The sequence below is a fragment of the Arenibacter echinorum genome, assembly GCF_003259375.1.
Classification (GTDB): domain Bacteria; phylum Bacteroidota; class Bacteroidia; order Flavobacteriales; family Flavobacteriaceae; genus Arenibacter; species Arenibacter echinorum.
Window position 1 is genome coordinate 527,017 of the sequence record NZ_QLLN01000003.1, and the last position, 11,875, is coordinate 538,891.

Sequence of the window (11,875 nt, forward strand, 5' to 3'; positions counted from 1 at the left end):
TGCAATTTCAGCTGGCCTTACTACCAAAACTGAAAATTTAAGCCTTTCGCTCCAATTCGCTCATTACATCGACCAAGGTACCTACACTCTCCAAAGGCAGTGCATTATACATAGAAGCCCTATATCCTCCCACAGAACGATGTCCGTTTATTCCACTTATTCCAGCTTCTTTGCACATTCCCTCAAATACATCTTTCAGCTTTTCCTCCGCTAGGGTAAAGGTTGCATTCATATTAGAACGGTCTTCCTTATGGGCATAGCCGTTGAACAATGGGTTCAAATCTATCTCTGAATACAATAGCTGGGCTTTCTTTTCATTTATCTCTTCAATGGCAGCAATTCCTCCCAACTTTTGAAGCCACTCCAGCGTAAGCATGGAAACGTAAACTGGAAACACAGCTGGGGTATTGAACATACTTTCCTTCTCTATGTGAACCTTGTAATCCAACATAGACGGAATTTTTCTGCTTACCCTGCCCAGAATTTCCTCTTTCACCACTACCAAAGTGGTCCCTGCAGGACCCATGTTCTTTTGGGCACCGGCGTAGATAAGGTCGAATTGTGAAAAATCCATTTGTCTGGAAAATATATCGGAACTCATGTCACAGACCAAAGTAGCTTCTGTTTTTGGAAATTTCTTTATCTGGGTTCCAAAAATGGTATTATTGGAAGTTAGGTGCAAGTAATCCAGGTCGCTTGGAATAGTGTAACCCTTGGGAATATAGCTAAAATTTTCGTCTTTGGATGATCCCACTTCAATGACCTCTCCAAAAAGCTTAGCCTCTTTTAGCGCTTTATCTGCCCAAGTACCTGTATTAAGATAACCGGCTTTCTTTTCCAATAAGTTATAGGCTACCATTAAAAACTCCATGCTAGCACCTCCTTGTAGGAATAAAGCCTGATAGCCCTTTCCTTCCAAATCCAATAGCTCCAAGGCCAGGGACCTTGCCTTGTCCATTACAGCGACAAAATCCTTACTTCTGTGTGAAATTTCGATCAGGGAAAGTCCCAATCCATTAAAATCCAACACGGCCTCAGAAGCTTTTATGATTACTTCCTGTGGCAGGATACAAGGGCCAGCACTAAAATTATGTTTTTTCATTTATCACTAATTAGGGTTATTCATAGATTATATTACATCTATGAGTAGTTAAAAAATAATGCAATTTGCAGCTAACAAAAAACTTAAATACTTTTTTTAATTTGTCCGTACTTCTGCTGTTATTGAGTTATTTTCAAATTCAGTTATACTTTTTACAAAGGTTAAAGGTCATAAATATTTTAGGAAGTAGGGTAGTGCCTACCAAAATTATTGCATTATGTTTTCAACAAAAAATCAACAGTATCAATATTATCGGCATAATCCGTTAATGATGGTTTTTGGGTTTGTCCAAATGGCACCTCATCAGCCATAAATCCATTGGCCACCAAACATTGAATCCTATCCTTTTCATTGGTTAACCTAATTTTCAATTCCTCGGGGGATTCATAAAACTCATAAAAAACGGTGGCAATTGGGGAGGCATAATTTTTATCCTCCTTTAACATAAGGAAACCATTTTCCAAAATTTTAAATAAACTCATTAGGTAAACTGCCTTGTTATAGTCATAATTGTTGGCATACTTATGTTGATCAATAATGCTATTAAATGGGTAGAGGGCCTCAAAAAGAGTATCGAATTTATAATTTATTGGAACAAACAATTTTGAAACACTTCTACAGCCCAATCCGTAATACCTAAAAATATCCTCACCCAGAGCGGCCAGTTCTTCATTGGTTTCATTCCCGCTAAGGATGGCCACCGAATTCCTATTTCTTCTAATTATATTGGGCTTTTTTCCAAAATAATGTTCAAAATAGCGAGATGTATTGTCGCTTCCCGTGGCAATAACGGCATCAAAATCTTCCAGTTTCCCTTCTGAAAATGAAATTTGATCTTTTAGCAAAGGTTCTGCTTCAATTAAATACTCAGCAATAAAGGGTAGTAAAATTTTGTCATTGGAAGATAGTTTTACCAAGACTTTATTTCCCGTTATCAGGGTACTTATAAAGTCGTGGAACCCCACCAAAGGGATATTACCTGCCATGATCAAGGCTACGGTCTTTGGCTTGTTGTTATTTAAATCATAGGCGGAAAGCCAACGCTCCAGTTCTGATGGCGTAAGTAATTCCGCCCAACTTTCTAAGCTAAATAAAATATTTTCAAGAGTAAACCAGCCATTATGATGTCCGGCCAGGACAAGTATTTCATCGAATTTTACAAACCATGCATACTGAATATCATCTATTTGAGTTTTGTTTTTTGCATATTTGCAATATTCTTTAAAAAAACTACCAAGTTTAACAAAAGCATTAAGTCTATGTCTAAGGTCAGTCATTATATTTGTAAAAGATTTTATTAGGCTTTACCTTTGTACAAAAGTATTGATACTGAAATTAAATCAGCATAAAAGAAATATAAAATATGGCAATTATAATAACAGATGAGTGCATAAATTGTGGAGCTTGTGAACCTGAATGCCCAAATACTGCAATTTATGAAGGTGCGGATGATTGGCGCTATAGCGACGGAACCCTTTTAAAAGGTGATGTTGTACTGCCCAATGGCAAAGCAGTTAATGCCGAGGAATCACAGGAGCCCGTAAGTGACGAAATATATTTTATTGTCCCGGATAAGTGTACGGAATGTAAAGGATTCCATGATGAACCGCAGTGTGCTGCCGTATGTCCGGTAGACTGCTGCGTACCCGACGATGAACATGTTGAATCTGAAGAAGTTCTTTTAGGCAAGCAACGGTTTATGCATCCTGAATAGATCATGCATTAGCACTGATGGTCATTCCCCAATTCAAATTTAATTGGAGGTACTCTAAATTATTTTATGGCTATTCCAGTTCCTGACAAAGGTCCTCGCCAATATTTCAATATAAAAAAGGCTGCCCTAGAGCAGCCTTTTTCTATTTGCTTAATATCCTTTAAAATGTAAATCCTATTTTGGCGTAGTAATAGGCTCCACCAAAACCCATTTGCACGGAGTCCCAATAACCACCTCCTTCTACCCAATCGTCCTGTTGGTCCGGGTATACGTTAAACAGGTTATTGGCACCTATGTTTAATTTAAGGCCATCACTTAATTGATAACCAAAAACCAGATCGGTTACGAGCCGGGCGTCATAGGTATCCGTTGCCTGATTGATCTGGTCCTCAAAACTGGCATAATCAGAGGTGGGCTCATACATTTGGTAATCCAATAGTTCCACCTTACTGAAATGGGTGAATGCCAGGCCGGCATCAAACTTGTCCCTGCTGTAATTCATATTCAGGGTAAATTTGCTTTTTGGGGCCGAGGCCAATAAAAACCCCTTATCCCTTTCTCCAAAGAAGGTTTGCTCATCCAAACTGCCATTGTTTACCTTATCTATTTTCATATCATTTATATTACCGGTAAAAGTGGCGGATAACCTATTGTCGTCAAAACTTTTCTTCCAAGCCAGAACAATATCCAAACCAGTAGTCTTGGTGTCCACACCATTAACAAAGAATTGAGCCGCCTCAACGTTGGGAATTTGGGGTGCATCAAAATTTCCGGTAAGCACTATACGATCGTCCACCTTAATATAGTACCCGTCCACAGTTGCTGTAAAATCTCCGAAAGTTGCCGTAAAACCAAGACCAGCATTAAGGGCTTTTTCCTCGGTTAACTGATCTATTCCAAAGGAAGCCGTTACCGGACTGTTATTGGGAGACAGCAAGGATTCCAAGGCTGCCCCACCCACAAAATTCGTAAACTGTAGATTATAATATTTTTGTGCCAAGGAAGGAGCTCTAAAACCTGTACTTACAGAACCTCTTATATTAACATTATCCGATGCTTTTAACCTAGCGGCCAATTTGCCGTTCAAGGTACTTCCAAAATCACTGAAATTCTCAAAACGAGCAGCAGCACTTAAAAGAAAGGTTTCGGTTAGATCAAACTCCCCGTCTGCATACAGGGAAAAATTACTCCTGCTTCTATCCACTTCGTTCTTGGGACTGTATCCGGGAAAACCTTGGGAGCCACCAGGACGCGGATCGCCCGAATCCGGATCAATGGGCTGGGTTTGATTGGCCGGATCAGTAATCAATAGGCCATTTACGTCATAGGTGCCCCAAGACCCCTCCTCACCGGCAAAAATGATAAAGTTTTCCGTTCTATATTCGGCACCAAAAGCCAAGTTCATACCCTCCAAAACATCCTCATAATACTTGGAAAAATCCAAATTCACCGTATTCTGTGTCAGACTATGTCCGCCCGCATCAAAATCGGTAGGGGATACATCTTCCAATGAAGCGTTAAGGGTGCCTTTTATGTAATAATGAAAATTATTCTTGCCATAAGTATTGCTGATATCCAGTTTCCAGCCACTATCCAATTCAGTTCTAAAACCCGCCGAGAAGGAATTATCAATAATATTGGAGGTAATCCTTGGGGTAAAACCATTTGGGTATATGGAAGGGATTACCCTGTTTCCTCCGTTTCTTGTAAAGGCGTAGGCATCCGTATCCCTATAATTCCTACCACCAAAAGCATATAATTCCGATTTATCGGATAAGGGAACGGAAGCATTCAACATTAAATTAAATCCGTCAATGGCCGCCTCTCCGAAACCTCTCCTGAAATCGAACCCAGGTCTTAAAGTTTTGTTCTTGCTGATATATTCTGTAGTAACATTTACGAAACCACCATCATTACCGATAGCTGCACCAAAATTAACTCCAGCTTTTAGAGAACCTCCATCAAAATTCTTATCACTACCTATGGCGTTTCCGTCCTTCTCCGTGTCCAAACGATTGCCATCTGTGTTGGGTGTTCCTGATGGAAAATCTCCTTTTGCATTGGTGTTGTAGGCCCCGTAATTAATAAATCCGGATACCTTATCCGTTTGGTTTTTCAAAACAATATTGATTACCCCTGCAATGGCATCGGAACCATATTGTGCTGCAGCGCCATCACGCAATATTTCTATTCGTTTAATGGCTGATGCCGGAATGGCATTTAAATCGGTACCCGTGTTGCCACGTCCCCTGGTTCCGAAAATATTGATCAGGGAAGACTGATGCCTTCTTTTACCATTGATAAGCACCAAGGTTTGATCAGGGCCAAGACCTCTTAGGGTAGCGGGATCTATATGGTCGGCACCATCCGATCCTGACTGTTTATTGGCATTGAATGAGGGTGCAGCATATTGCAACAATTCATTTACTTCCACACGTCCAGTTTGGGTAGAGACTTCCGCAATATCTATAACATCTACTGGAACCGCGGTGTCGGTAGAGGTGCGTTTTGGACTTCTGGACCCCACTAATTGCACCTCGTCCAGCATCATTCCACCTGTCAGGGTAACATTGATAACCGATTTTCCGGAAGCATTTTCCTCCTTGGTATCATATCCTATATAGCTAAAGACAAGGATTGCATTATCCATTACCGAAATTTGATAATTCCCATCAAAATCGGTCGTGGTACCGTTGGTAGTGCCTTTTTCCACAATGTTTACCCCAACTAAGGGTTCGCCACTATCATCCGTAATGTTCCCGGACACCGAGTTTTGGGCAACTGTTAAGGCAAAATTGCCCAGCATAAAAGCTGTCAATAAGATGATTTTTTTCATATTAATGATTTTAAGTGTTTAGCCTTCTAATTTAGGTATTTTATTTTTACATAATTAAGATTGTCAATGTGTGTTCATAAACGTACATAAATAGTATCTTTGCAGCTGTTAAAAAAAAGCTGGGAAATAGACTTGAGTTTATGTTTCCCGTTTAATATAGATCTCGACCATGAAAGCAGGTATTGTAGGATTGCCCAATGTAGGAAAGTCCACACTTTTTAATTGTTTGTCCAACGCAAAGGCACAAAGTGCCAATTTTCCTTTTTGTACCATTGAACCGAATATTGGCGTGGTAAATGTTCCGGATACACGATTACAAAAATTGGAAGAACTTGTAAATCCTGAACGGGTATTGCCTGCAACAGTAGAAATTGTGGATATCGCAGGATTGGTAAAGGGAGCCAGTAAAGGTGAAGGCCTGGGCAACCAGTTTTTGGGTAATATTCGCGAGACAGATGCAATTTTACATGTGCTACGCTGTTTTGACAACGATAACATTGTACATGTAGATGGTTCTGTAAATCCGGTTAGGGATAAGGAGACCATCGACATTGAGCTTCAATTAAAGGATTTGGAGACCGTGGATAAAAAACTTGAAAAAGTGAAGCGGGCGGCCAAAACTGGAAACAAGGAAGCTCAAAAAGAGGAAGCGGTTCTATTGAAGATAAAACAAGGCCTTGAAACAGGTACCTCTGTACGTGCCCTGGATATCAACAAGGAAGATCGCGCAGAATTTGTTAAGCCTTTACAATTCATTACGGATAAACCGGTAATGTATGTCTGCAATGTGGATGAAGACTCAGCTACCACTGGCAACACATACGTGGAGCAAGTTAAGGCTGCTGTTGCCAACGAAAATGCAGAAGTAATCTTTTTGGCCGTAGGGACCGAAGCCGATATAACGGAATTGGAGAGTTATGAGGAACGACAAATGTTCTTGGAAGATTTAGGACTGACCGAACCCGGTTCTGCCATATTGATCAGGGGAGCTTACAGGCTATTGGATTTGGAGACTTATTTTACCGCTGGGGTAAAGGAAGTAAGGGCATGGACCATTCCTGTGGGAGCCACGGCACCTCAGGCTGCAGGAGTAATCCATACTGATTTTGAAAAAGGTTTTATTAGAGCAGAAGTTATTGCCTATAATGATTTTGTCTCTTATGGAAGTGAGGCAAAGGTCAAGGAAGCCGGAAAAATGCGAGTGGAAGGAAAAGAATACATCGTTAAGGATGGCGATGTAATGCATTTTAGGTTTAACGTCTAGGACAACACAAGGCTTAACCAATAACCGGTTGCCAATAAACCTTGGTAGGCTCCATGCGGTCCTTTGATCAGGAACAGGGCATATTGAATCTCTAGGACCAAAAGACTCCTGAAAGCGGGACAGGCTTGGACATGATTTTTTGTTGCCGCAAAGAATCAATAAATTTTTATACTTTTACAATTAATATTATTCTTATAACTAAGAATATATATTGCTTAATACCCCTTACTATCAACAAATCGTTGGTTTCCTTTGTTAATTACTTTAACGCATAGGGGTTTCATCTTTTTATAACACTTGCTATATTAGCAACACTTTGGATAAAGCCCTAGACCATGTCAGATAACACCCAATATACAGAAGACAACATTCGATCATTAGACTGGAAAGAACATATCCGTATGCGTCCGGGAATGTATATTGGCAAATTGGGCGATGGATCCTCTGCCGATGACGGAATCTATATCCTTTTAAAAGAGGTTATTGACAACTGTATAGATGAGTTTGTAATGGGTGCCGGAAAGACCATAGATATTGTTATCAAAGATAATGTGGTAAATGTGAGGGATTATGGCCGGGGAATTCCTTTGGGCAAGGTTGTGGACGTAGTGTCCAAAATGAACACTGGTGGTAAGTACGACTCAAGGGCCTTTAAAAAATCCGTTGGTCTTAACGGGGTTGGTACCAAAGCGGTAAATGCCTTATCCAGTTTTTTCAAAGTGCAGTCCTCCAGGGATAATATGCTTAAAACCGCAGAATTTCAACAAGGAAATTTAGTTTCGGAAGTGGGCCCGGAAGACACCTCAAAGCGAAAAGGAACCAAGGTATCCTTTACTCCGGACGAAATTATCTTTAAGAAATACAAGTACAGGAACGAGTATGTGGAACGCATGCTCAAAAATTATGTATACCTCAATCCTGGTCTTACCATTATTTACAATGGCGAGAAATTCCATTCCGAGAACGGACTTAAAGACCTATTGGAGGACAATAATAATATTGAGGATATGACTTACCCTATTATTCACCTAAAGGGTAACGATATCGAAATTGCCTTAACGCACAGCAAAACACAGTATAGCGAAGAATACCATTCGTTTGTTAACGGACAAAACACCACCCAGGGAGGAACACATCAGACAGCATTTCGGGAGGCCATCGTAAAAACCATCCGGGATTTCTACGGGAAAAATTATGATCCATCCGATGTTAGGAAATCTATTATTTCCGCCATAGCCATAAAGGTAATGGAACCAGTTTTCGAAAGTCAGACAAAGACTAAATTAGGGTCTACGGATATGGGTGGCGATCTACCAACGGTACGAACCTATATCAACGATTTTGTAGGTACCCAGCTTAACAATTACCTTCACAAAAATCCAGATACCGCAGAAAAGCTTCAGCGCAAAATTATGCAGGCAGAGCGGGAGCGAAAGGAACTCTCCGGGATTAGAAAATTGGCAAAGGACAGGGCTAAAAAAGCCAACCTCCACAATAAAAAATTAAGGGATTGCAGGGTACATTTGGCAGATTCCAAAAATGATCGCTGTTTGGAAAGCACTTTGTTTATCACAGAGGGTGATTCGGCTTCAGGGTCCATTACCAAATCGAGGGACGTAAACACCCAGGCCGTATTTAGCTTAAGGGGGAAACCTTTGAACTCCTATGGCATGTCCAAGAAAATAGTGTACGAAAATGAGGAATTCAACCTTCTCCAAGCTGCATTGAACATCGAGGAATCCATGGAGGATTTAAGGTACAACAAGATAGTAATTGCTACGGATGCGGATGTTGATGGAATGCACATTCGACTTTTATTGATTACTTTTTTCCTGCAATTTTTCCCGGAACTAATAAAAGAGAATCACCTATATATACTTCAGACACCGCTATTCCGGGTCCGTAACAAAAAGGATACCTATTACTGTTACAGCCATGAAGAAAAATTACAGGCCATTGAAAAGTTATCGGGAAAACCCGAAATAACCCGATTTAAGGGATTGGGTGAAATCTCACCAGATGAGTTTCAACATTTTATTGGCGAAGACATTAGATTGGAACCGGTAATGCTGGACAAAGCAATGTCTATAGAAAACTTATTGGAGTTTTATATGGGCAAAAACACCCCTGACCGTCAGGAATTTATAATAAACAACCTTAAAGTAGAGGTAGACCTAATAGAGGAAAACCAATTATAAACCTGCCTGCCCGCAGGCAGGCCAAACTAATACGAATCTTTCTTTATGGAAGAGAATGAAGAACTGAACGAAGTACCTAAAGAAAATCAAGAAGATACCCAGGACACCCTTACCAAGGTTACCGGGATGTACAAAGACTGGTTTTTAGATTACGCTTCCTATGTTATTTTGGAGCGTGCAGTACCCGCTATAGAGGACGGATTCAAACCTGTTCAGCGGAGGATAATGCACGCATTAAAGGAGTTGGACGACGGCCGATACAACAAAGTAGCCAATGTTGTGGGCCATACCATGCAGTACCACCCTCACGGTGATGCGAGTATTGCGGACGCCATGGTCCAAATTGGACAAAAAGACCTTTTGATCGACACCCAAGGTAACTGGGGAAACATCTTAACCGGTGATAGTGCAGCTGCATCCCGTTATATAGAGGCCCGATTAACAAAGTTTGCCCTTGAAGTCGTATTTAGCCCAAAAATTACAGAGTGGCAGCTCTCCTATGACGGAAGAAAAAAAGAACCTGTAAATCTCCCGGTTAAATTTCCGCTTTTACTGGCTCAGGGCGCAGAGGGCATCGCGGTGGGACTCTCCACCAAGGTGCTGCCCCACAATTTTATTGAGCTTATAGATGCCTCTATAAAACATCTCAAAGGGCAGAAATTCACCATTTACCCGGACTTTCCTACCTCCGGCATCATAGACATAAGCAATTATAACGACGGCTTAAGAGGGGGTAAGATCAGGGTTAGGGCCAAGATACATCAGCAAGACAAGAACACATTGGTAATCAAGGAAATACCATACGGAACCAATACCTCTTCTTTAATAGATTCTATTCTAAAAGCCAACGATAAAGGGAAGATAAAAATCAAAAAAATCGAAGACAATACCGCTGCGGAAGTAGAAATTTTGATACATCTGCCGCCAGGACTTTCGCCTGACAAAACTATAGATGCCCTGTACGCCTTTACCTCCTGTGAATCATCCATATCCCCATTGGGCTGTATTATCGAAGACAACAAACCTCTGTTTATAGGTGTTACCGAGATGCTACAACGCTCCACGGAATATACTGTGGAACTTTTAAAGGCCGAATTGGAAATACAACTGGGAGAACTGGAGGAACAATGGCATTTTGCCTCCCTTGAGCGCATCTTTATTGAAAATAGAATTTACCGGGACATTGAGGAGGAAGAAACCTGGGAAGGCGTTATTGCCGCCATAGACAAAGGTCTCGCCCCATATACGACCCATTTAAAAAGAAAGGTTACCGAAGACGATATTGTTAGACTTACAGAGATTAGGATCAAAAGAATCTCAAAGTTCGATTTAGACAAAGCCCAACAATATTTAGATAGTCTCGAAGAAAGGATTGCCGAGGTAAAACACAATTTAGCCAATCTGATCGAATTTGCGATCAACTATTTCAAGTCCCTAAAGGAAAAATACGGAAAGGGAAGGGAACGTAAATCCGAAATCCGAATTTTTGACGATATTGAGGCTACCAAGGTAGTTATAAGAAATACAAAATTATACGTAAACCGTGAGGAGGGTTTTGTTGGCACCTCCTTAAAACGGGATGAATATGTTACCGATTGCAGCGATATAGACGATATTATTGTTTTTACCAATGAAGGAAAAATGATGATTGCCAAGGTGGACTCCAAAATTTTTGTAGGCAAGAACATTATTCATGTCGCCGTTTTCAAGAAAAAAGACAAGCGGACCATTTACAACATGATCTACAAAGACGGCAAAGGTGGAGCCAGCTACATTAAAAGATTTAACGTAACAGGAGTTACCAGGGACAAACCTTACGACCTTACTACCGGAAAACCACAGTCTGAAGTACTTTATTTTTCTGCCAATCCCAATGGGGAAGCCGAAGTAATCACCGTTCTTTTAAGACAAGTGGGCAGCGTTAAGAAGCTGAAGTGGGATATAGATTTCGCCGACGTACTGATAAAAGGAAGGGCTTCCAAAGGAAATATTGTCACCAAATACTCGGTAAAACGAATAGAGTTAAAAGAAAAAGGGGTTTCTACCCTTAAGCCAAGAAAAATATGGTTCGACGAAATAGTTAGAAGACTTAATGTTGATGGCCGCGGGGAACTACTTGGAGAATTTAAGGGAGACGATATGCTTTTGGTCGTCACCCAAAAAGGTGTAGCAAAAACTTTTATCCCCAACCTTTCAACCCATTTCGATGAAGATATGGTTGTTTTGGAAAAATGGAATCCAAACAAGCCATTGTCTGCCATTTACTTTGAAGGAGAAAAAGACCGCTACTATGTAAAACGTTTTATGATCGAGAACGAAAACAAGGAGGAACTGTTTATTTCAGAACACCCAAAATCATTCTTGGAACTCGTTTCTACCGATTGGCGACCAGTAGTCGAAATTGAATTTACAAAACCAAGGGGTAAAGACGTGAAACCTAATCAAATTATTGATTTAGAGGATTTTATATCGGTTAAAGGAATAAAAGCTTTAGGTAATCAACTCACCTCGGACAAGGTGAAAAATATAAATGCCCTGGAACCGCTCCCTTTTGAAGAACCCAAAGAAAACGAAGCCAGTGAAATTGAAGTGGTAGACGAAGAGAACATAGAGGTCAAAGAACCCCTAGATACAGATTCGCCAAAAACAGAAACAGGCGATCAAGAATCCAAAAAAGGGAAAAACCCGGAGAAAGGGGATGACGAAACACAAACAACGCTTTTTTAAGACTTTACTAGGGTATCTGCAGCATAATAAAAAA

Annotated in this window: 7 protein-coding genes; 4 read left to right on the forward strand and 3 right to left on the reverse strand. The window is 40.5% G+C overall.

Features of this window, described 5'->3' with window-relative positions:
• Nucleotides 1-37: 37 nt before the first annotated feature.
• Nucleotides 38-1,102: a 3-phosphoserine/phosphohydroxythreonine transaminase gene (gene serC, locus LV92_RS09380; RefSeq protein ID WP_111623383.1), complete on the reverse strand. Its 1,065-nt coding sequence runs from the start codon at nucleotides 1,100-1,102 to the stop codon at nucleotides 38-40.
• A gap of 215 nt (nucleotides 1,103-1,317) precedes the next feature.
• Nucleotides 1,318-2,379, reverse strand: a complete 1,062-nt coding sequence (locus LV92_RS09385) for an acyl-CoA reductase (RefSeq protein WP_111623384.1) — start codon at nucleotides 2,377-2,379, stop codon at nucleotides 1,318-1,320.
• Between the two features lie 86 nt (nucleotides 2,380-2,465).
• On the opposite strand from LV92_RS09385, the gene LV92_RS09390 reads away from it, so the two are divergent.
• Entirely contained in the window at nucleotides 2,466-2,816 is a 351-nt protein-coding gene (locus LV92_RS09390) for a 4Fe-4S dicluster domain-containing protein (RefSeq protein ID WP_111623385.1), read from the forward strand.
• A gap of 160 nt (nucleotides 2,817-2,976) precedes the next feature.
• On the opposite strand, the gene LV92_RS09395 is transcribed toward LV92_RS09390, so the two are convergent.
• The gene (locus tag LV92_RS09395; protein WP_111623386.1) at nucleotides 2,977-5,652 is read right to left on the reverse strand and encodes a TonB-dependent receptor; all 2,676 of its coding nucleotides are present in this window, start codon (nucleotides 5,650-5,652) and stop codon (nucleotides 2,977-2,979) included.
• A gap of 169 nt (nucleotides 5,653-5,821) precedes the next feature.
• Here LV92_RS09395 and ychF point away from each other — a divergent pair, with 169 nt between their 5' ends.
• From ychF to LV92_RS09410, 3 genes are all read left to right on the forward strand, one after another.
• Nucleotides 5,822-6,916 carry a redox-regulated ATPase YchF gene (gene ychF / locus LV92_RS09400; protein WP_111623387.1) on the forward strand — a complete coding sequence of 365 codons (1,095 nt, stop codon included), beginning with the start codon at nucleotides 5,822-5,824 and terminating at the stop codon, nucleotides 6,914-6,916.
• A gap of 335 nt (nucleotides 6,917-7,251) precedes the next feature.
• A complete protein-coding gene (locus tag LV92_RS09405; RefSeq protein WP_111623388.1) occupies nucleotides 7,252-9,114 on the forward strand; it encodes a DNA topoisomerase IV subunit B in 1,863 nt (620 codons plus the stop codon).
• A gap of 45 nt (nucleotides 9,115-9,159) precedes the next feature.
• The gene (locus tag LV92_RS09410) at nucleotides 9,160-11,841 is read left to right on the forward strand and encodes a DNA gyrase/topoisomerase IV subunit A (RefSeq protein WP_111623389.1); all 2,682 of its coding nucleotides are present in this window, start codon (nucleotides 9,160-9,162) and stop codon (nucleotides 11,839-11,841) included.
• The last annotated feature ends 34 nt before the right edge of the window (nucleotides 11,842-11,875 follow it).